Source organism: Tundrisphaera macrotermitis, assembly GCF_051175315.1.
In the GTDB taxonomy this organism is placed as follows: Bacteria; Planctomycetota; Planctomycetia; order Isosphaerales; family Isosphaeraceae; genus Tundrisphaera.
Window position 1 is genome coordinate 925141 of sequence record NZ_CP195100.1, and the last position, 22127, is coordinate 947267.

At 68.5% G+C, this 22127-nt stretch carries 14 protein-coding genes; 7 read left to right on the forward strand and 7 right to left on the reverse strand.

Annotated elements, in window-relative coordinates; translation table 11 throughout:
• Positions 1–52 precede the first annotated feature (52 nt).
• A complete protein-coding gene (locus TA3x_RS04095) occupies positions 53–3067 on the reverse strand; it encodes a sigma 54-interacting transcriptional regulator (RefSeq protein WP_435018832.1) in 3015 nt (1004 codons plus the stop codon).
• 471 nt (positions 3068–3538) lie between these two features.
• On the opposite strand from TA3x_RS04095, the gene TA3x_RS04100 reads away from it, so the two are divergent.
• The 4 genes from TA3x_RS04100 (at position 3539) to TA3x_RS04115 (ending at position 9657) form a co-directional block, all read left to right on the forward strand.
• Entirely contained in the window at positions 3539–4399 is an 861-nt protein-coding gene (locus TA3x_RS04100; protein ID WP_435018833.1) for an alpha/beta fold hydrolase, read from the forward strand.
• 94 nt (positions 4400–4493) lie between these two features.
• Positions 4494–5879 carry a 3' terminal RNA ribose 2'-O-methyltransferase Hen1 gene (locus tag TA3x_RS04105; protein WP_435018834.1) on the forward strand — a complete coding sequence of 462 codons (1386 nt, stop codon included), beginning with the start codon at positions 4494–4496 and terminating at the stop codon, positions 5877–5879.
• Positions 5876–8443, forward strand: coding sequence for a polynucleotide kinase-phosphatase (locus TA3x_RS04110; RefSeq protein ID WP_435018835.1), 2568 nt, complete (start codon positions 5876–5878; stop codon positions 8441–8443). Before TA3x_RS04105 ends, TA3x_RS04110 begins: the two co-directional genes overlap by 4 nt.
• A gap of 194 nt (positions 8444–8637) precedes the next feature.
• The gene (locus TA3x_RS04115) at positions 8638–9657 is read left to right on the forward strand and encodes a DUF1559 domain-containing protein (RefSeq protein WP_435018836.1); all 1020 of its coding nucleotides are present in this window, start codon (positions 8638–8640) and stop codon (positions 9655–9657) included.
• An 86-nt stretch (positions 9658–9743) separates the two neighbouring features.
• Here the strand turns inward: TA3x_RS04115 and TA3x_RS04120 are convergent, their stop codons facing one another.
• Positions 9744–10142: a hypothetical protein gene (locus TA3x_RS04120; protein WP_435018837.1), complete on the reverse strand. Its 399-nt coding sequence runs from the start codon at positions 10140–10142 to the stop codon at positions 9744–9746.
• Between the two features lie 399 nt (positions 10143–10541).
• On the opposite strand from TA3x_RS04120, the gene TA3x_RS04125 reads away from it, so the two are divergent.
• Positions 10542–11609: a DUF1559 domain-containing protein gene (locus TA3x_RS04125; RefSeq protein ID WP_435018838.1), complete on the forward strand. Its 1068-nt coding sequence runs from the start codon at positions 10542–10544 to the stop codon at positions 11607–11609.
• A 94-nt stretch (positions 11610–11703) separates the two neighbouring features.
• Here TA3x_RS04125 and TA3x_RS04130 read toward each other — a convergent pair whose 3' ends face one another.
• The 3 genes from TA3x_RS04130 to TA3x_RS04140 all read right to left on the reverse strand — a co-directional run bounded on the left by TA3x_RS04130 (position 11704) and on the right by TA3x_RS04140 (position 15770).
• The gene (locus TA3x_RS04130; RefSeq protein WP_435018839.1) at positions 11704–12108 is read right to left on the reverse strand and encodes a hypothetical protein; all 405 of its coding nucleotides are present in this window, start codon (positions 12106–12108) and stop codon (positions 11704–11706) included.
• A 385-nt stretch (positions 12109–12493) separates the two neighbouring features.
• Positions 12494–14659: a glycogen debranching protein GlgX gene (glgX, locus tag TA3x_RS04135; protein ID WP_435018840.1), complete on the reverse strand. Its 2166-nt coding sequence runs from the start codon at positions 14657–14659 to the stop codon at positions 12494–12496.
• Between the two features lie 127 nt (positions 14660–14786).
• Positions 14787–15770 carry a PmoA family protein gene (locus TA3x_RS04140; RefSeq protein ID WP_435018841.1) on the reverse strand — a complete coding sequence of 328 codons (984 nt, stop codon included), beginning with the start codon at positions 15768–15770 and terminating at the stop codon, positions 14787–14789.
• Between the two features lie 246 nt (positions 15771–16016).
• On the opposite strand from TA3x_RS04140, the gene TA3x_RS04145 reads away from it, so the two are divergent.
• On the forward strand, positions 16017–17171 hold the full coding sequence (locus TA3x_RS04145) for an aldose epimerase family protein (RefSeq protein ID WP_435018842.1): 1155 nt from the start codon (positions 16017–16019) through the stop codon (positions 17169–17171).
• A 38-nt stretch (positions 17172–17209) separates the two neighbouring features.
• Positions 17210–18124, forward strand: a complete 915-nt coding sequence (locus tag TA3x_RS04150; RefSeq protein ID WP_435018843.1) for an alpha/beta hydrolase — start codon at positions 17210–17212, stop codon at positions 18122–18124.
• 118 nt (positions 18125–18242) lie between these two features.
• Here TA3x_RS04150 and TA3x_RS04155 read toward each other — a convergent pair whose 3' ends face one another.
• Together TA3x_RS04155 and TA3x_RS04160 are read right to left on the reverse strand one after the other, a co-directional pair.
• Positions 18243–19631, reverse strand: coding sequence for a DUF1552 domain-containing protein (locus TA3x_RS04155; protein ID WP_435018844.1), 1389 nt, complete (start codon positions 19629–19631; stop codon positions 18243–18245).
• A complete protein-coding gene (locus TA3x_RS04160; RefSeq protein ID WP_435018845.1) occupies positions 19628–22018 on the reverse strand; it encodes a DUF1592 domain-containing protein in 2391 nt (796 codons plus the stop codon). The genes TA3x_RS04155 and TA3x_RS04160 overlap by 4 nt, the downstream gene beginning before the upstream one ends.
• Positions 22019–22127 lie beyond the last annotated feature (109 nt).

The window sequence follows — 22127 nt, forward strand, 5'->3', positions numbered from 1 at the left end:
CCCGGGATCGATGCGATCGCCAGGAGTTTAACACGCCCCGGGGCGTTCGGGCTCACGCCGGATCGGCCAGCCCGTGCTTCTTGAGCTTGCTGAAGAAGGTGGACCGGGGCAGCCCGAGCAGGCGGGCCGCCTCGCTCTTGTTGCCCCGGGCCTCGTCCAGCGCATCGATCAGTCGATGACGCTCATAGGCGTCGGCCTCGGGATCCGAGGGGGCCAGCCCGACCCCGGGGCCGGTGGGCGAGGCGGGACGCGGGAGGATCGAGGGGCGCCCGGGCCGTCGCGACGGCTTCAGGGCCCGGACGGCGACCCGCCTTCGGCCCGGCTCGCGGACCTCCAGGGGGAGGTCGTCCAGGGTCAGGGCCGGGCCGTCGGCCAGGACCACGGCCCGCTCGATCACGTTCTCCAGCTCGCGGATGTTGCCCGGCCAGTCGTAGGCCAGCAGGGCCTCGACCGCGTCGTCGTCGATGTGGCCCACCGCCCGGTTCGCCTTCTCGGCGTGGCGGGCGAGGAAGTGCACCGCCAGCTCGAACAGGTCTTCCTTCCGCTCGCGGAGCGACGGGGTGCGGATGCTGATCACGTTGAGCCGGTAGTACAGGTCCTCGCGGAACCGCCCGGCGCGGATCAGGGCTTCGAGGTCCTGGTGGGTCGCCGCCAGGATCCGGACGTCCACGGCCATCGTCTGCGACGAGCCGACCCGCTCGAAGGCCATCTCCTGGAGGACGCGGAGCAGTTTGGTCTGCACCTCCAGGTTGATGTCGCCGATCTCGTCCAGGAACAGGGTCCCGCCGTGGGCCTGTTCGAAGCGTCCCACGCGGTCGCGATCGGCGCCGGTGAAGGCCCCCTTCACGTGGCCGAACAGCTCGCTTTCCAGCAGCCCCTGGGACAGGGCCGCGCAGTGGACCTGGACGAACGGGCGGCTGGCGCGGGGGCTGGCGGCGTGGATCGCCTGGGCCAAAAGTTCCTTGCCCGTGCCGCTCTCCCCCCGGATCAGGACCGCCGACGGGCTGGCGGCGACCTTGCGGGCGACGTCGAGCATCCGCCGCACGGCCGGCCCCGACCCCCGGATTTCGTCGAATACCCCCGGGTCGGACTCTGCGATCGATCGCTGCGCGTTGCCCTGGCCGCGCTCGGAGGTGAGCTGCTCCTGGAGGACCAGGATCCTCCGCCTCTGCTCGGCGATCTTGTCGACCTTGTCGCGCAGCTCCAGGTTGAGCCGCTCCAGGGTCTGCTGGATGCCCGCCGAGTGCAGCGCCAGCATCGCGACCGAGCTGAGGGCGCGCAGGAAGGCGATCTCCTCGTCCTCGTAGGGCATGCCGCTCCGCTTGGGGCCGAGGATCATCACCCCGGCCAGCCCGCCGTCGGATTCGAGGGCACGGGCCAGCTCGCCGCCGAGCGCGATCATGGTGTCGGCGGCCGGGTCGGACGCCGCCAGGCCCATCGTGTCGGGGACGCGCAAGGTCGGCTCGCGCCCGAGGCGGGCGATCAGCGGGTTGTCCAGGGCCAGGACGCGGTCGTCGGGCTCGGGGCCGTGCCAGGCCGCCAGGCGGAAGCCGCCCCGGGCCTCGTCGGCCAGGTAGATCGTCCCCCACTCGACCCGGAGGACCTCGGCGGCCGCCTCCAGGAGCCTCTGGCCCAGCGCCGAGCGGTCGACCAGGCTGCCGACGGCGAGGTTCATCTTCTCCATCGCCTGGTCGAACTTCCCCTTCTCCCGGTGGAACCGGCGGTCGATGGCCCTCTGGAAACGGTCCCGGGTCGCCCCGGAGAGGATCAGGATCGCCAGGGCCACGCCTCCGGCCGCGGCCGCCATCGGCCCGCTCGACGCATTGGTGAGCAGGTTCTTCTGGATCAGGAGCGTCGTGCCGACCAGCACGGCCGAATAAAGGAGGCCGACCGAAAGGGTGACGAAGACGTAGACCTTGCCACGGTTGTAGATCTCCTCCGCCCGCATCAGCTGATAGCGGGTGATGCTCAGGGCGTAGGCCGACGTATACAGCAAAGACACGACGTACATCGGCCATGCGGCGCTGGACTGGCCGAGCCGGGCCGGGTCGTTCCAGGCGGCCCAGAGCAGGTAGCCGATCGGGAGGGTGCCCAGGAGCGATGCGAGCAGGATCCACAGGGACTGGTTCCGCTCCGCCTGGTTGGCCGCCGCGCGATAGCTGGCCCGCAGGCAGGCGATGCAGGCCGCGAAAATCCCCAGCGCCAGGCCGATGTAGCCGATCGCCAGCACCTTGATCCATCCCAGGGCCGCGACCATGGTCGCGTCCGAACCCGGGACGTTGCGGAGCAGGCTCACCGCGTACATGAACCCCCAGATGACCGCCGTGTAGAGGCCCGGGATCCCGTACAGGCAGGAGAGGACCGCCCGGCGATGGGCCATGAAGGTCGGGTTGACGCGGGGGAAGACCAGGTAGAAGTGGAGGCTCACCACCGGGACGAAGATCGCGAAGGCCGCGAACAGGTAGATCAGGATCGGCTCGACCACCACCTCGGCCCAGTGATAGCCCCCCATGTAGGCGCCCACGGTCACGATGCAGAGCCAGAAGAAGAGCCGGGCCGACTCGTCGCGCGGCCTTTTCCAGTAGACGCGGGTGCCGACCGCCAGGATCACCATCTCCTGGAGCAGCCAGAGCAATGACCAGCCGTACTGCCTCCAGGGGCGATAGCGGACCGTCGCCGTCGAGGATTTCACATCGCCCGAAGGCGTCCGCCAACTGACCGAGATCTGCGCCCCGGGCCGGTCGCGGATCCTCCGCATCGCCTCGACGTAATCGGGGTAATGGACGATGGGCCTGCCGTCGATCCGGACGAGTTCATCGCCCACGCCTGGGCGAGCGGGGGTCCACTCGTAATCATCCGGCACCGCCTCCCGGACCACGGTCCCGATCACGCAGTTGAGGCCGAGATCCCCGGTCCACGCGACGACCCAGGACACCCACAGAGAATAGGCGACCGGGACCAACGCCAGCATCGCCAGGACGATCGAGCGCGACCAGGCTCTCGGATGATCCGGCCGCGTGCGGATCGGGCGAGGAAATCCCACGCCGGACGGATTGTTCTGGGCCATTCCGGATCCTGCTCTGGCAGTGGCTTCATCCCGATGCTGTCGAGTGTCTCTAGCTTATCGCTTCGGCGCCGAAAAACAATGAATCGACGATCTGCATCGGCGCCGACAATCGATAGCTCGAAGTTTGACAGGCTTATGAAACCCCGGATCCGCAAACTGGCCGGGAAAAGTGCGAAACCTGCAAATTGCCCTACCTAACATTGGTTTCGGCCACAACAGCGTTTGCGTTGCATGAAGAGTCTCCTAAAGGGCTATCGAAACCCCCCTATGTACCCCATCTCAACGCGTTCGGCGCCGATTGCCGTCGGTGTCGAAAACCCTTGTCAGCTTTGTCGCCAGTGGCTGTGATCATCGACAAAGGAATTCTTGTCCGCTTCCGTGCCGGGTACGGGGTGTGCCTTAGGACAATCCCCACACGACCTGGATTCTGGATACATGCGACGGCCCCTGGATGGTCATTGGGGAGGAACGATGCGGATCGCTGATCAGAGGCGGGCAGCCTGGTTGATGTCCGATGCCGCTTTCGAGGGGAATCGTCATCAGGTCCGCGTCGATGGGGCCTGGCTGGATGTGGTGGAGATGGGCGAGGGGGACCCGATCGTCCTGGCCCCCGGCCTGGCGGGCGGATGGAAGCTGCTGATCCCCTTGGCCCGGGTGCTGTCCCGCTGGCATCGGGTGATCCTCTTCAACTATCGCGATGAGCACGACACCCTCACGGCTCGCCCGGCGGAGAGCCTGGGCGATTATGTCCGCGACCTCAACGCGGTGATCGGGGCGATGCGGCTCGAACGGCCGACGGTGTTCGGCGTCTCGTTCGGCGCCGCGGTGGCCCTGGAGTACGCCATCGAGTTCCCCCAACGTTGCGGGGCATTGATCCTGTCGGGGGTCGAGGCCAGGTTCCGGACGACGATGGGCTCGACGGTCGCCCGCCGCGTCCTGGAACGGTTCCCCCTGCCGATCGACAACCCGTTCGTCAATCAGTTCTTCAACCTCCTTCATGCCGGGAAGCCGGCCCCGGGCCCCCTGCCCCGGTTCGTGATCGAGCGATGCTGGGAGACCAACCAGGCGATCATGGCCCGCCGCCTTTCGCTGCTCGACGGGTTCGACGTCTCCGAGCGGCTCTGGAACCTCGACCAGCCGACGATGATCCTGGCCGGCAGCCGCGACGTGATCGTCCCGCATGCCCGCCAGAAGGCGCTGGCCTCCCTGATCCCCGACTGCCGGTTCGAGACGCTGGACGCGGCCGGCCACATCGGCTTCCTGACCCATGCGGCCGACGTGGCCCAGCACGTCGAGCGGCTGCACCACGCCTTCCGCCCGTCGTTCACCTGAGGTCGGGCCGGCCCGGGCCGGGGCGCCCGGCGAACCCGCGAGGCCCGGGCGACGTCCGATCGGAGATGTCCCCCGCGTCCGACTGGGCCCGCCCATGCTGCTCACGATCTCGACGGTCGCCGCCGAGGCGACCGACCTCGGCTATCTGCTCCACAAGCACCCCGACCGGCTCTACGAGCGCGACCTCGGCTTCGGGGTCGCCCGGGTCTTCTTCCCCGAGGCGGGGGCGACGCGATGCACCGCGGCGCTGGCCGTCGAGGTGGATGCGGTGGGGCTGGCCCGGGGATCGATGCGGGACGACGGCTACGTGACCGATCGGCCCTACGTCGCCGGCAGCCTGCTGAGCGTCGCGATGGGCCGGACGTTCCGGTCGGCCCTGGCGGGCCGGACCCCGGAGCGGCCGGATCGCGTCGATGAAGCCATGCCTTTGGAGGCGACCCTGTCGGCGGTCCACTCGCCCGGGGGCGAGGCCGCGATCCGCCGGGCCTTCGAGTCGTTGGGCTATGAAGTCGAATGCCGGTGGCAGCCGGTCGACCCCCGGTTCCCCGAATGGGGCGACCCCCGCGTGGCCACCGTCACGCTGCGGGGGACGAAGACGGTCCGCGACCTGCTGCGCCACATCTATATCCTGGCCCCCGTGGTCGACGGCTCGAAGCACTACCACGTCGGTCTCGACGAGGTGGACAAGCTGATCCGCCACGGGTCGGGCTGGCTCGCCGATCACCCTCACAAGGATTGGGTGGTCCGCCGCTACCTCCGGTTCAAGGCGGCGCTCGCGCGCAAGGCCCTGTCCGCGCTGGTCGTGGAGCAGGCCGAGGCCGACGTGGCGGCGGAGGCCGAGGAGGAGACCCTCGAAACGCCGGTCCGGCTCAACGACCAACGCCACGCCGCCGTCCTGGCCGCACTCCGCGACCCGGAGGCCGCGATCCGGTCGGTCGTGGACCTGGGTTGCGGCGAGGGGAAGATGCTGATCGACCTGGCCCGCGACGCCCGATTCGACCGGATCCTCGGGATCGACGTCTCGGGGCAGGCCCTGGAGCGGGCCGAGACGCGCATCGAGCGCCAGCACCTGCCGGCGCACCGGCGGGGGGCCCTGACGCTGGCGCAGGGATCATTGGTGTATCGCGACGACCGGCTCCGCGGGTTCGACGCCGCGACTTTGGTCGAGGTGATCGAGCACGTCGACCCCGGCCGCCTGCCGGCCCTGGCCCGCGCCGTGTTCGGCCACGCCCGGCCCAGGCGGGTGGTCGTCACCACGCCCAACGCCGAGTACAACGTGACCTGGGAGAGCCTGCCCGCCGGCAAGTTCCGCCACCGCGACCACCGCTTCGAGTGGACCCGCGCCGAGTTCCGCGACTGGGCGGCCCGAGTGGCCGGCGATCACGGCTATGCCGTCCGCTTCCTGCCCGTCGGCCCGGTCGATGAGGCGGTGGGGTCGCCCACGCAGATGGCCCTGTTCGATCGCGAGGCCCGCGCATGACCCCGTTCCACATCAACCTGCCCGACCCCTCGCTGGTGGTGCTGGTCGGGGCGTCGGGCTCGGGCAAGTCCACGTTCGCCGCCCGCCACTTCCGGCCGACCGAGGTGATCTCGTCGGACCGCTGCCGGGGGATGGTCTGCGACGACGAGAACGAGCAGGGCGTCAACGAGCAGGCGTTCAGCGTGGTCCACGCGATCGCGCGGGCGCGGCTGGCGCTGGGCAAGCTCGCGGTGATCGACGCGACCAACGTCCAGGAGTCGGCCCGCGCCTCCCTGATCGAGCTGGCGCACCAGGCGGACCTGTTCGCCGTGGCGGTGGTGCTCGACGTCTCGGTGCGGACCTGCGAGGACCGCAACGCCGCCCGCGCCGATCGCCAGTTCGGCCGCCACTTGATCCGGGGCCATGCCGACCAGCTCCGCCGGTCGCTCCGCAACCTCCGCCGCGAGGGGTTCAAGCAGTCCTGGATCCTGCGGGAAGACCTGATCGACGCGGTCGAGTTCCACCGCCGCCCGCTCTGGACCGATCGCCGCGGCGAGATGGGGCCGTTCGACATCGTCGGCGACGTGCACGGCTGCATGGACGAGCTGCGCGAGCTGATGGCGCGTCTGGGCTACGTCCCGGACGCGGACGGGCTCCCGGCGCATCCCGAGGGGCGTCGCCTCATCTTCGTCGGCGACCTGGTCGATCGCGGGCCGGACTCGGTGGGAGTGCTCGAACTGGCCCGCCGGATGGTCGCCGCCGGGACGGCGTTGTGCGTGCCGGGGAACCACGACGAGAAGCTGCTCAAGAAGCTCCGCGGGAAGGAGGTCCGGATCGCCCACGGGCTGGCCGAGACCCTGGCGCAGATCGAGGCCCTCCCGGAAGACGAACGCACCCGGTTCGAGGCCGACGCGCGGGCGTTCCTGGATAGCCTGGTCTCCCACTACGTCCTCGACGGCGGCAAGCTGGTGGTCGCCCACGCCGGGATGAAGGCCGAGTATCAGGGGCGGTCGTCGAGCCGGGTCCGGTCGTTCGCCCTGTACGGGGAGACCACGGGCGAGACCGACGAGTTCGGCCTCCCGGTCCGGCATCGCTGGGCCCAGGATTATCGCGGCAAGCCGCTGGTGGTCTTCGGCCACACCCCGGTGCCCGAGCCCGACCGGCTCAACCACACGGTCAACATCGATACCGGGTGCGTCTTCGGCGGGGCGTTGACGGCGCTCCGCTATCCCGAGGATGAGCTGGTCTCGGTCCCGGCTCGCCGCGCCTACGCCGAGTCGTCGCGGCCGTTCCTCTCCCCGGATCGGCTCCCGGCCGACGGCCCGGCCCCCCGGCCCAACGACGATGTCCTGCGGATCGAGGACGTGGCCGGCAAGCGGATCGTCCACACCCGGCTGATGGGGAACCTGACGATCCGCGCCGAGCAGTCGGCCCCGGCGCTGGAGGTGCTGACCCGGTTCGCCGCCGACCCGCGCTGGCTGGTCTACCTGCCGCCGACGATGGCGCCGAGCCCGACGGCACCATCCGGCCCCTATCTGGAGCATCCCTCGGGCGCCTTCGCCCAGTTCCGCCACGACGGCGTCCCGGTGGTCTCTTGCCAGGAGAAGCACATGGGGTCGCGGGCCGTGGTCGTGGTCCTGCGCGACCCGGCCGTGGCCGTCGCTCGTTTCCGGTTCGAGGGGCCGGCCCCGGGGGTCGTCCTGACCCGGACCGGCCGCCGATTCTTCGACGACGAGGCGGTCGAGGCGACGTTCCTCGCCCGGGTGGCCGCCGCGATGGAGGACTCCGGGCTCTGGGACGAGCTGGACGCCGACTGGGCGGTGCTGGACGCCGAGGTGATGCCCTGGAATGCCAAGGCGGGGGGCCTGCTCCGCGACCAGTACGCGCCGGTCGGTGCCGCCGCGCGGGCCGACACGGGCCTGCTTGCCGAACTGATCGGCCGTGCCGCCGCGCGCGGCGTGGAACTGGGCGATCTCGCCGCCCGGACCGAGGCCCGCGCTGCCGAGGTGGCCGGGTATGTCGAGGCGTATGGCCGGTACTGCTGGCCGACCTCGGGCCTGGACGGGCTCAAGCTGGCGCCGTTCCACCTGCTCGCCGCCGGCTCCCGCACGTTCTTCGATCGCGACCACGCCTGGCACATGACCCTACTGGCCCGGCTGGCCGGGGGCGATCCCGACCTGATCGTGGCCACCCCCGCCCGGGTGGTCAACATGCTCGACGAGGCGGACCAGGAGGCGGCGATCGCCTGGTGGGAGGGGCGGACCGAGGCCGGCATGGAAGGGATGGTCGTCAAGCCGCTCGACTTCGTGGCCAGGGGGCCGAATGGCCTCACCCAGCCGGCGGTGAAGGTCCGGGGCCGGTCCTATCTGCGGATCATCTACGGCCCCGAGTACGCCCTGCCCGGGAACCTCGACCGTCTCCGCGCCCGGGGCCTGGGGCGGAAGCGGTCCCTGGCCCTCCGCGAGTTCGCGCTCGGGGTCGAGGCCCTGGAGCGTTTCGCCCGGGGAGAGCCGCTCTATCGGATCCATGAGTGCGTGGCCGGGATCCTGGCGCTGGAGGCCGAGCCGGTCGACCCGCGCCTCTGAGCCGGGACGGTCGGGAGGCCGGGCCAGGGCGCGTGGCGATCCCGCGACGCTCCGCACATTTTTGCATTGATTCATCCCCCCGATCTTTCATATCCTGGAGATGCAATTCCGCGGGAAATCATCGAATTCTCCTCAGGCAAGTGAGCTTTTCAATGCCCGAAATGAAGGGAAATGCGCAGCGCGCCAGGGGCGTCGTGCGACGAGGCTTCACGCTGATCGAGCTGCTGGTGGTGATCGCCATCATCGCCGTGCTGATCGCCCTGCTGCTGCCGGCGGTCCAGGCCGCGCGCGAGGCCGCTCGCCGCAGCCAGTGCGTCAACAACCTCAAGCAGTTCGGGATCGCCCTCCACAACTACCACGACACGGTCGGGTGCATCCCGCTCGGGTCCTCCGATTTCATCAACAGTTGCATGCAGTTTTCGCCCCATGTGATGCTGCTCCCGCAACTGGAGCAGGCGAACGTCTTCAATTCCTTCAACTTCTCGCTGGGCCTCGCTGGCGCCTGCCCGGAGCGTCCTTCGAACTCCACGTCCCACCGCATCGCGATCAACGTCTTCAATTGCCCGTCCGACGTCGACCGGCTGGTGAACCTCGAAGGGCATGTGAGCTATTGTGCCAACTGGGGCTCGAAGCCGCTCCGCTACTCGACGTCGCCCAGCGGGCCGTTCGCCACGGCCGCGAATGCGAACAACACCTACGGGATCACCCGCCCGATCAGCTTCGCCTCGATCCTCGACGGGACGAGCAACACGGCTGCCTTCAGCGAGCGGGTCAAGGGGATCGGCGAGGGCCGCGTCCTGAGCGCGGCGAATACCCGCGACCCGAACCGTCCGACCTCGCTCCCGATGACGCTGGCGGCCACCTCCGATGCGGACACCAGCCCCCAGCTCTACTACACGGCCTGCCTGGCCTTGAACCCCGACACCGCCGCGTTGAACCCCGGCGTCGTCGGCGGCTGCTGGGGCCAGACGCTCAAGGGCGACACCTGCTACAACCACACCATGACGCCCAACGGCAATAGCTGCGTCTACGGGGCGCCGGACGGCAACCACCAGCAGGGGGCTTTGACGGCCTCCAGCCGCCACTCGGGCGGGGTCAACGTCTGCTTCGTCGACGGCTCGGTCCGGTTCATCAAGAGCACCATCGCCCGTCAGACCTGGTGGGCCGTCGGCACCCACGCCGGCGCCGAGGTCATTTCGGCCGACGCCCTTTGATCGATCCGCCGAGTCTCTCTGATGCGGAAGATTCAGGCCGTCGCCGGCTCCATGATCGGAGCTGGCGACGGCCTTTTCTTTTCCCGTCAGGGGTTGTTCAACTCGATGTCGTAGGTCGAATCGCCCGACGGGGCGGAGTACGAATAGCTGCGGGTCATCACGGATTGGTCTTTTTTCGAGACCGTCGGGACGTCGAAGCTGACCACATTCTCCCCATACAGGGTCTTGATGGTGTAGGTCCCATCCGGGCCGATGTCGGCCCCGACCGGCTTGGCGTCGCGGCGGTTGATGTTGCCCGGGTCGAACTGGATCTTGCCGCCCTTCACGGGCTCACCCTTGTACTTGACGACGCCGTGGACCGTCACCTCCGTGCTCGAGCCGGAGACCGAGGGGGGGGATCCCCCGCCGCACCCCGACAGGACCAGCGAAGCGGCCATCCACAGGCCCAAGGTCAGACGGCCGAAGCCCTTCGCGCATCGTTGCATGCAAGTCTCTCCGAGGTGTCGAAGGTTGATCTCGTCGATCGATGTCCGGGCCAAGGTTCGCAGATCGATCGGAGATCCGCAACCGAGGAATCCACCTGGATTTGAAGGCGGCGAGCACGGACATCGCGGCGCGACCCGAATCGCGTCCTCCGCCCGGATCCTCGCGCCGCCGGTGGTGTCAACCCGGCCGGGGCGTTCCCCGGGGCCGGGCGTGTTCGCGTCGGGATGCGCGGGATCACGGCCAATGGATGCTGATTCGTGAGGGAGGCAAGACGGGGGAGGAACTCGGAATTTTCAGGGTGCAGTCCATTGAAAATATGGCATCGTTCCATATAGAGTGACTCAACTCCCTTTTCTCGCCATTCTCCATCCGATCGAGGATTTCTCATGACCCTTCTCATGGGTGCTCGCAGTCGCGCGAGCCGACCGATTCGACGTGGATTCACGCTGATCGAGCTGCTGGTGGTCATCGCCATCATCGCCGTGCTGATCGCCCTGCTGCTGCCCGCCGTGCAGGCCGCCCGCGAGGCCGCCCGCCGCAGCCAGTGCGTCAACAACCTCAAGCAGTTGGGCATCGCGCTGCACAACTATCATGATGCCCTGGGCTGCATCCCGCAGGGCGTCACCAACATGATCAATGGTTGCAATCAGTACTCGGTCCTGGCGATGATCCTGCCCCAGATCGAGCAGACTAACATCTACAACGCCTTCAATTTCCAGGTCGCGACCAACGGCGCCTGCTTCTCGACGGATGGGCCGAACACGACGGCCCAGCGGATGACGATCAACGTCTACAATTGCCCGTCCGACGTCGACCGGCTCACGAACGTCGAGGGCCACCATAACTACGCCGGGAACTGGGGCTCCAAGCCCTTCCGCTACTCGTCGAACCCGAGCGGCCCGATGGTCTGCGACTATCGCAGCGCCACGATCGGCGTGGCGAAGCCGAGGACCCTGGCCAACGCCCTGGACGGCACCAGCAACACGGCCGCCTTCAGCGAGCGGGTCAAGGGGATCGGCAATGGCGGGGCGCTCCAGCAGAGGATGGCCGTCGACCCCAACAAGCCGTCGTCCGCCCCCTATGTGCTCGCCCGGACCACCGATTCCGACACCGGCCCCCAGCTCTACTACGCGGGCTGCAACGCGATCAACCCGCAGACCGCGACCGTGGAATCGGTCGGCATCCCGGGCGGGGCTTGGTGGCAGCACCTGATGGGCGACGGCGGGTACAACCACGTCATGCCGCCCAACGCCATCTCCTGCGTCTATGGCAGCCTGGATAACAGCAATGGCGACAACAATCATCCGATGGGGGCGCTGACGGCCTCCAGCCGCCATCCCGGCGGCGTCAACGTCTGCATGCTGGACGGGTCGGTCCGGTTCGTGAAGGGCACCGTCAACTACCAGACGTGGTGGGCCGTGGGCACGATGGCCGGCGCCGAGGTGATCTCCTCGGATGCATACTGATCGGCCGACCGATCGAAACACCTGATGAGACGGGGCCCGCCCGAGTCCAAGGTGACTCGGGCGGGCCCTTCGTTTTGGGGTCGGTCGTCGATCCTTACTTGTTGCCCAGGTCGATGTCGTAGGTCGATTCCCCGGCGGGGGCGTCGTAGAGCAACGTCGTGGACATGGCGCTCATGTCCTTCTGGACGTTCGCCGGCAGGTCCTTGAAGGTGACCCGGTTCTCGCCGATCAGGGTCTTGACCGTGAACTTGCCTTCCTTGTCGATCGGCCCGTTGACGCCCTTGGCGTCGCGGCGGTTGATGTTGGCCGGGTCGAACTGGACGATGCCGGAGGTCACCGGCTGGCCCTTGTACTTCACGGTGCCATGGACGGTCACCTCGGTGTTCGACCCGGAGACGGAGGGGGGCGCCCCGCCGCCATCGCATCCGGCCAGGGCCAGCAGGGCCGCGAACGGCAGGATTCGGGCCGAACGACACAGGCGAGTCGCGATGCTTCTCATGTCAGCCACTCCAGAAAAGGCCGTCGAATGCCCCGGGCCGCCGGCCGTCGGCGTCACCGACCGCGTGCCGCGTCCCGGAACGCAACCGAAGAATGTAATAGGGTTTGAACTCGTCTCATGTTAAGAATTCGGGCCCTCGTTGGCCATGAGCTTCCGGACAAATCGAAGGATTCATCCGGCGCAGGCCGCCGGGTCTCCGGGTGCATCTCGTCGCCGCGGCCTCGCCATTTCCTCTCCCCGCCCGGCCCCGGGTCGGCCGGCTGGGATGTGGTGCGTCGGGATGTGCCGAGCCGGGGCTCTGGATCCGCGGAAGCTGGCATGACAAGGCCCGCGGCCCCCCGATCGCTCGGGGGACGCGGGCCTCTTCGTCCGGCCGGGAGGGCGATCAATCCTTGGTCAGGATGGCCTGGCTCTGGGCGGCGGACAGGGCTTCGCCGGCCTTCTCGTGCCGCTCGCGGAGGCGGAACAGGGCGACCGTGCGGCCCTGGAGGGCATAGGGCTTCTCGCCGTCATGGAAGCTGGCCTCGGCCTCGGCATCGGCCGTGTCGAAGAGCATTTCCCAGTGGCGGGAGTCGTCGGGCGCGGGCAGGGTGAAGTCGATCGCCTCGTCGTGGGCGTTGAGCAGGATCACCAGCGTCTCGCCGACGATCCGGTCGCCTTCCTCGTCCACCTCGTCGATCCGATCGCCGGCCAGCCGGATCCCGACGCACTTGACGAAGCCGGCGTTCCATCCCGCCTCGTCCATCTCCTCGCCCGACGGGGCCAGCCAGGTGATGTCCTTGACCCCCTTGATCGGGCGGCCCTTGAAGAACCGACGGCGCTGGAAGACCGGCTGGGTGTGCCGGATCCGGATCACCTTGGCCACGAAGTCGAGGAACTTCTGCTGGTTCTCGTTGAGGTCCCAGTCGAACCAGGTCAGGTCGTTGTCCTGGCAATAGGCGTTGTTGCTGCCGCTCTGGCTGTGGCTCAGCTCGTCGCCGGCGCAGATCATCGGCACGCCCTGGGAGAGCAGCAGGGTGGCGATCAGGTTCCGCTTCTGACGCTCGCGGAGGTCGTTGATGGCCGGGTCGTCGGTCGGCCCCTCGACGCCGCAATTCCAGCTCCGGTTGTCGTCGGCGCCGTCGCGGTTCTCCTCGCCGTTGGCCTCGTTGTGCTTCTCGTTGTAGCTCACGAGGTCCTGGAGGGTGAACCCGTCGTGGCAGGTGATGAAGTTGATCGACGCGTAGGGCTTGCGGCCGTCGTCCTGGTAGAGGTCGCTGGAGCCGCTGAACCGGGTGGCGAACTCGTTGATCTCGCCGCCCTCCCCCTTCCAGAAGCTTCGGACGCAATCGCGGTACTTGCCGTTCCACTCGGTCCAGAGGACCGGGAAATTGCCGACCTGATAGCCGCCGGGGCCGACGTCCCAGGGCTCGGCGATCAGCTTGACCTGCGAGATCGTCGGGTCCTGGTGGATGATGTCGAAGAACGTCCCCAGGCGGTCGATCTCGTGCAGCTCGCGGGCGAGCGTGCTGGCCAGGTCGAACCGGAACCCGTCGACGTGCATCTCCTCCACCCAGTAGCGGAGGCTGTCCATGATCAGCTGGAGCACGCGGGGGTGCGACATGTTGGGGACGTTGCCGCAGCCGGTGAAGTCCATGTAGAACCGGGGATCTTCGGGCGACAGCATGTAGTAGGCGGCGTTGTCGATCCCCCGCATCGACAGGGTCGGCCCCTTCTGGTTCCCCTCGGCGGTGTGGTTGTAGACGACGTCGAGGATGACCTCGATCCCGGCCGCGTGGAGGGCCTTGACCATCGTCTTGAATTCGCGGACGGGGTCGTCCTGCGCATAACGATAGTTGGGCGCCAGGAAGCCCAGCGTGTTGTAGCCCCAGTAATTGACCAGCCCCTTCTCTTCGAGGTGGCTGTCGTCCAGGTGGTAGTGGACCGGCAGCAGCTCGATGGCGGTCACGCCCAGCTTCTTGAGGTGCTCGATCGAGGCTTCCGAAGCGATCGCGGCATAGGTGCCGCGGATCTTCTCGGGGATGCCCGGGTTCTTCTTGGTGAACCCCTTGACGTGCGCCTCGTAAATTACCGTCTTGTGCCAGGCGGTGTTGGGGTGGCGGTCGTCGCCCCAGTCGAACGCCGGGTCGATGACCCGGGCCAGCGGGGCGAAGGCCGCGCCATCGTCCTCGTTCCGGGACAGGTCCTCGGCCTCGTCGTCGAAGTTGTAGCCGAACAGGGACTTGTCCCACTTGACGTCGCGGCCGATGGCCTTGGCGTAGGGGTCCAGGAGCACCTTGCTCGGGTTGAAGCGGTGGCCGTTGACCGGGTCGAACGGGCCGTGCACCCGGTAGCCATAGAGCTGGCCGGGCCTGATGTCGGGGAGGTAGACGTGCCAGACCCGGTCGGTCTGCTCGGGCATGACGATCTTGCGGGACTCGACCTTAGCGTCGGGCGAGTCGAACAGGCACAGCTCGACCTTGGTGGCGTTCTCTGAGAACAGGGCGAAGTTGACGCCCCGGCCGTCCCAGGTGGCGCCCAGGGGATTCGGATGACCCGGCTTCGTCTTCATCAAGGACCTTTGGGGGAGGGAGTTTGCGAGCCTGGGCGGGGGAAATTGGGACGCATCTCGCCGCCGCGAACGGGGCGGGGGCGGGCGGACGTCGGGGATCCGTCAAAGCAATTGCGGTGCCGGGATGTCACTTCGCGGGAAGGTCGACGATCGGCTCCGCGGCGAACGCCTTCCAGTGCCGATCGACGGCCTCGGGAGCGGGCACGCCGGCATGGACCAGCAGCCCGTAGCGGAGGCGGAGCGGGGACTCGCGCGTGATCGTGATGGCGTCGTCCATGGTCAGGCTCGCCCCCATCCAGCCGTCCCCCCGGACGTGGAACGCCGTCGGGTGGTGGGGATTCGCCGGGTGGTCCAGGAGGGTGATCCCCTCGGCCACCCCGTTGGCGATCGGCCCGGAATAGTCGAGCCAGCGGGCCCGGGTCCGGAAGGCGTTGTTGGGGCCCTTCTCCCCCTCCTGCCCTTCCGAGTTGCGGATCCGCCCCCCGCCGTCGTTGATCCCGATGGTCTTGGCCATCCGCACCCCGATCAGGCCGAACGGGGTCTTCCCCAGGACGGCCGGCTCGGCCCCCGGCGTGAACTGGGCATCGATCAGCAGGAGCCACTGCCCCTGATCCAGGGGCCGCACCGTGATCCCGCGCCGCTCGGTCATCAGGACGCGGCCCTCCTTGCCGACCCAGTCGGCCTCGGCGACGATCCTGGCGGCGTCGTCGGAGTCGTCGAACCGGATGATCTTGCGGTGGACGACCCGCCCTGCCCCGGTGTCGAGCCAGAAGTTCTCCCCATTGAGGTCGTTGTGGGCCAGCCACACCGAGTTGTGGTGACTATGACCCTCCGGGTCGTGGGGGTGGCCCATCCGGGTCAGCGACCGGCCCGCCGGCCCGTTCAGGGGGAACAGGAACGGCCGTTCCAGATTCGGGCCGAAGTGGAAGACGGTCAGCTCGACCCCGTCGCGGCGGATCGACGCCCGATCGCCGTCCAGGGGGATCACCTGCATCCGAGGGACGGGCTTCGCCGCCGGCAGGTCGGCCTGGGCCGGTGACGATTGGGGCAGGATCAGGGAGCAGGCGGCCAGGAGGAGGAGTCCGGAGGGGCGCAGGGCTGGGGATCGCATGGTTCGGGCCCTCGGGTCGAACGTGATGGGTGGGCTGTCGGCGATGACCAGGCTACTGACGCCCCGGCCGGGAGGCCAGGCACCTCTCGGGGCCGTGGGGCGGCCCGAATCGGCGGGTTTTTGGCCCAGGTCGTTGAAGCGGGGGCCGGTCCGGGCCATGCTAGGGGGCAACCGCCGGGACCGGCCTTCGCCCGCGAGGGGGCGAGGGCATCGCGGCCCGCCCCCCGATCATCGAGGCCCCTCCCCATGCGGAATCGCGTCGCATTGCTGCTCCTCGCCGCCCCGATCCTCTTCGCGTCGCCGGCCTCCTGGGCCGCGCAGAAGGAGAAGGAAAAGGAGGCGGCCAAGCCCCAGGGTCGATCGAGGGTCGAGACTATGGAATTCGGGAAGATGCCGGACGGCACTCCGGTCGAGCAATACACCCTGACCAACGGCAAGGTCACCGCCAAGGTCATCACCCTGGGCGGGATCGTCACCGAGCTGATCGTCCCCGACCGCGACGGCAGGCCCGGCGACGTGGTCCTGGGCTTCGACAAGCTCGAAAGCTACATCGCCCCCCACCCCTATTTCGGGGCGATCGTCGGCCGGGTGGCGAACCGGGTCGCCAAGGGCAAGTTCACGCTCGACGGCAAGGAATATTCCCTCGCCGTGAACAACGGGCCGAACTCGCTGCACGGCGGCAAGAAGGGCTTCGACAAGGTCGTGTGGAAGGCCAAGGACACGACGGGGCCGGATGGCCCGGCGATCACCCTGTCCTACACCAGCCCCGATGGCGAGGAAGGCTACCCCGGCAACCTCTCGGTCACGGTCACATACACCGTGACCGAGGACAACGCCCTGAAGATCGACTACACCGCCACCACCGACAAGCCCACGCCGGTCAACCTGACCAACCACAGCTACTTCAACCTGGACGGGCCGGCCTCGGGCAAGATCCTCGACCACAAGGTCCAGCTCTTCGCCGACGAGTACACGCCCGTCGACGCGGAGATGATCCCCACCGGCAAGCTCGAATCGGTCAAGCAGACCCCGCTGGACTTCACCACCACGATGCCGGTGGGCGCCCGCTTCGGCGACCTCCACACCGACCCCGTCGGCTACGATCACAACTTCGTCCTGAAGGGCGAGGGCCTGAAGCCGGCCGCTCGCGTCATGTCGGACAAGTCCGGCCGGGTGCTGGAAGTCTCCACCACCGAGCCGGGCATCCAGTTCTACACGGGCAACTTCCTGGACGGCTCGGTCACGGGCAAGAAGGGGGTCGTCTACGCCAAGAACCAGGCCTTCTGCCTGGAGGCCCAGCACTACCCCGACTCGGTCAACCACCCGGACTTCCCGTCGACGATCCTCAAGCCGGGCGAGACCTACAAGCAGACGACCATCTACAAGTTCTCCACCCGCTGATCGCCATCCAAGAACTCCCCTCCCGGAGATCGAATCGCATGCCCGCCCGCCACACCGTCCCGATCCTCGCCGCCCTGCTTTCGGCGAGCCTGGCCTTCGCGTCCCAGGGCGCGAACGCCGCCGAACCGCAGGTCATCCCCCTCTGGCCGGGCCAGGCCCCGGGCGAGGCGGGCCCCCTCTCCGCCGAGGAAGGGGATGCCCCCGACCGGCCCAAGGATGGGAAGCTGGTCCAGCGCCGGCAGAACGTGAGCGTGCCCACCCTGACCGTGTACGCCCCGGCCAGGGATAAGGCCAACGGCACGGCCGTGATCATCGCGCCGGGCGGCGGCTACTCGATCCTGGCCTGGGACCTGGAAGGGACCGAGGTCGCCGAATGGCTCAACTCGCTGGGCGTCACGGCGTTCGTCCTCAAGTACCGCGTCCCCAAACGCGCCGATGACCCGGGGAACAGCCTCCCGTTCATGGACGCCCAGCGCGCCGTGCGGCTGGTCCGGGCCATGGCCGGCCAATGGGGTCTCAAACCCGATCGGATCGGCATCCTCGGCTTCTCGGCGGGCGGCAACCTCGCGGCCAAGGTGGCCACCCAGTACGAGGCCAAGAGCTATCCCCAGGTTGATGTACGCGACGAGGGGGACGCCCGGCCCGACTTCGCGGTCCTGATCTATCCCGCCTACCTGGTCGAGAAGGCCGAGCCGACCCGGCTTGTCAAGGATGTCCCCGTCACCGCCAAAACGCCCCCCATGTTCCTGGCCCACGCCGCCAACGACCCGATCTCCCCGGACGGCAGCATCGCCCTGTTCCGGGCCCTGAACGCCGCCAAGGTCCCCGCCGAACTGCACGTCTACGTCAGCGGAGGCCACGGCTACGGCCTGCGTCCCTCCGAGCACGCCGTCACCACCTGGCCCGCCCGCGCCGCGGACTGGCTCAAGGCCCGGGGGCTGCTGACGAAGTAAGCCACTCGGATTTGCCCGGTCGCAGAACCACCCAGGTCACGCAGCGTTTCCCGGAGAGCCGGGACCGGTGCGTGTTCTGGGTGGTGTCGATAGACGATGGTGGCTCAGCAGCCCGCGATCAGATCAGGTCCAGCCGGCCGGTCGAGTCGCCGAAGCGGGGTTCGTCGCGGACGCCGACGCGGTCGAGCATGCCCAGGAAGAGGTTGGACATCGGCTGGGAGTTCAGCTTGAGGAAGCGGCCGGGGTTGAGCGAGCCGCCGCCGCCGCCGGCGAGGATCACGGGCAGGTTGTCGTGGTTGTGGCGGTTGCCGTCGCCGTTGCCGCAGCCGTAGACGATCATCGAGTTGTGGAGGATCGACTTGCCGTCGACGTCCTTGGTCCGGTCCAGCTTCTGGAGGAACCGGGCGAAGGCTTCCATGTAGAACAGGTCGATCTTGGCGTACTTGTCGAGCGCATCCGGCTTGTTCTGGTGGTGCGACAGCGAGTGGTGGCCTTCGGGGATGCCGATCTCGGGGAAGGCGCGGTTGCTGCCGTCGTGGGCCAGGATCATGGTCGCGATCCGGGTCGAGTCGGTCTGGAAGGCCAGCACCAGCATGTCGGCCATGAGGTCGATGTGGTCGCGGTGGGACGACGGGATGCCCGAGGGGGTGGGCATGGCGGGGTCGGGGCCGTCGCCGAACTTCTCGGCCTGCTCGATCCGCCGCTCGATCTCGCGGACGCCGGTCAGGTACTCGTCGAGCTTCTGCTTGTCGCGCCCGCCGAGCGCCGCGTGGACCCTTGTGGCGTCGTCCATCACGAAGTCGAGGATCGACTTCTGCTGCTCGCGTCGGATCGCCAGGTTTCGCTTCCGCTCCCCCTGGGCGCCCGCGCCGAAGAGGCGTTCGAAGACCAGGCGGGGGTTGCTCTCGGGAGCGACCGGGGTCGTGGGCGTGCGCCACGAGATGTTGTAGTCGTAGGCGCAGGAGTACCCGGTGTCGCACGGGCCCGACTTGCGGACGCCGTCGCAGGTCAATTCCAGCGAGGGGAACCGGGTCAGGTGGCCGATCTTGCGGGCCGCGAGCTGGTCAACCGAGACGCCGGCGTGGATGTCGGCGCCGGAGGTCTTCTTGACCCGGACCCCGGTCAGGAAGGTGCTGCTGGCCCGGGCGTGGTCGCCGCCGCCGTCCTTGCCGGCCGTCGCATTCAGGTGGTCGAGCCCGCCGACGACCTGGACCTGGCCCTTGAGCCCTTCCAGGGGGGCCATCGTCTTGTTGAGCGAGAAGCCGCCGTCCTTGCCCGGCCACCAGGTATCCTGCCGGACGCCGTTGGCGAAGTACAGGAACGCCATCCGCAGCGGGGCGCCGGTGGCGGTTACGCCCAGCCCGGGGCCCGCCCCGCCGGCCATGGCCGCCGTCGCGGCGCGGGGCAGGAAGGTGTCCAGGGCCGGCAAGGCCACCGCGGCGCCCAGGCCCCGGAGGAACCGGCGACGGCTGGCCAGGTCGTTACGATCGGGTCCGTTCGGCGTCATCGGTTCAGCCCTCGGGCGGCGGTGGGTGGTTGGGTGGGGATGGCGGCGGACTTCGCGGCGGAGCCCTTGGCGACGCCGGTCGAGGCCGGCGTGCGGCGCTTCTGGAACGGGGCCGATTCGATCACGCCCATCAGCAGGGCGGAGAACTTGCCGTCGTTCGCCTTGAGGCGGGCCACGATCGCGTCGAGCGTCTCGATATCATAATAGTCGAGGCCCCGGCCCAGGGCATAGGTCAGCAGTTTCTCGGCCAGGCAATGGTAGAACTCGTCGCGGTGCTTGTCCTTGAGGATCGCCTTCAGCTCGCGGATGTCCTTGAACTCGCTGCCGTCCAGCAGCTTGCCGGCCGCGTCGATCGGCTTGCCCCGCTCGGTCGTGCGGTACATGCCCAGGGCGTTGAAGTTCTCCAGGGCCAGCCCCAACGGGTCCATCCGGTTGTGGCACGACGAGCAGAGCGGATCCTTGCGGTGGACCTCCATCGCCTCGCGGACCGTCGGCTCGCGGCCCCTCATGTCGCGGAAGGCGTCTTCCAGCGACGGGATGTCGGGCGGGGGGGGCGGCGTGGGCGTGCCCAGGAAGTTCTCCAGGATGAACTGCCCGCGCTTCACCGGCGAGGTCCGGGTCGGGTTGGAGGTGACCATCAGCACCCCGGCCTGGGTCAGCAATCCGCCCCGGGGGCTGTCCTTGGGCAGCGTCACCTTGCGGAAGTCGCGGCCCTCCACGCCCGGGATCTCGTAGTGCTTGGCGAGAGTCTCGTTGAGGTAGGTGTAGTCGCTGTCGATCAACTCGACGAGGTTGCGGTCCTCGCGGATGATCCCGCCGACGTATTGTTCGGTCTCGCGGCGCATCAGCCGCTTGAGTTCGTTGACCTCGCCGTCCTCCCGCTTGGGCAGGTTCTCGCGGCGGGTGATCACCTTCTGCTGGATCGGGAAGTGCTCGAAGTCGCGGACCTGGAGCCACTGGCCGGCGAAGTCTGTGACCAGGGCCTCGGACTTCGGGTCGGCCAGCATTCGCTTGACTTGCGCGGCCTGGTTCGCCCGGAGCTTGCCCTGCGAGGCCAGGCGGATCAGCTCGTCGTCGGGCATGGTCGACCACAGGAAGTAGGACAGCCGCGAGGCCAGCGCGAACTCGTCGACGGGCGAGGAGACCTGCCCCGGGGCCGGCGGCGGCGAGGTTTCGAGCCGGAACAGGAAGCGGGGTGAGGCCAGGACGGCGACCATCGCCCGGCCGATCCCCTGCTCCACCGTCCGATCCGGGAGCTTGTACCCCTCCTCGGCGATCTTCACCAGGCGGTCGATGGTCATCGCATCGACGGGCCGGCGGTAGGCCTTCCCGACGAACTTGCTGAGCACCTCGCGGGCGTAGGTCCGCCGGAGGGTGTCGGTCCGGGGGTCGTCGCGGTCGAAGAAGCGTTCGAAGTTCTTGGGCCGGACCCACTCCTCCAGCCCGGGGCCCCCCTTCACCGTGACGGCGCCCAGCCGGGCGAACACCGGTTGCTGGGAGGGCTCCTTGGTGGGCAGCGGCGTGACCGACATCGTCAGGATATTCGGGCCCGAGCGGAGCCGGACGTCGAACTCGTGGTGGACCTTCTTGTTCGCGTTCCAGCCATAATCGGCGCCCGACAGTTCCTTGCCGTCGACGGCGAACGCGACGCGGGCCCGGGCCGGGTCGAAGTCGAACGCGCCATGGACGCTGAAGTCGAGGGTCAGGTGGTAGGTGCCGGACTTGGGGACCGCCAGGCGATATTCCACGGCGGAGGGCTTGGTGAAGGCCAGAAAGTCGCCGCTGCTGCGCCCCTCGCGGGCTTTGAACTCCTTGCCGGAGATCGACCGGACCTTCTCCACCTTCTTGCCCGACGCCGGCACCGCCTCGGCCACGATCGTCTCGGCGGCCAGCATGTATTTTTCGAGCAGCAGCGGGGAGACCGTCAGCACCTCGCCGATGTTGTCGAACCCGTAGCCGTTGTCGTCGACAGGGAACTCCTCGTCGGCCCGGAAGTCGATGCCCATCAGGTCGCGGATCGTGTTGCGGTACTCGACCCGGTTGAGCCGCCGGAGCGTGACGCGGCCGGGGTCGGGGTTCCTGGGGTCGAGCCCGAAGGCCCCCCGCTTGATCCACGCCTCCAGGTGCGCCTTCTCCTCGGCCGAGGGCTGATCCTTGCCCGGGGGCGGCATCAGGCCGGCGCGGACGTTCTTGAGGACCGAGAGCCACAAGTCCTTGCGGGCCAGCAGGTCCTGGTCGGTGGCGAAGTCGTCGAGGACGACGCCTCCCTTCTTGCTCCCGTTGCCGTGGCACGCGTAGCAGCGATCGGCCAGGATCGGCTCGATCTCGGAGCGGAATTGTTCCGCGGCGCGATCGGCGGCCCGGACGCCCGCCCCCCAGGCGATCACCGTCAAGATCGTCGCTAACCAACCGGGCCAGGCCCATCGGCGAGGATTCACTTCCATAAACGGTTTCATCCCAAGGTGCGCACGGAGGAGGGAGGAGGCGGGGCGGAGG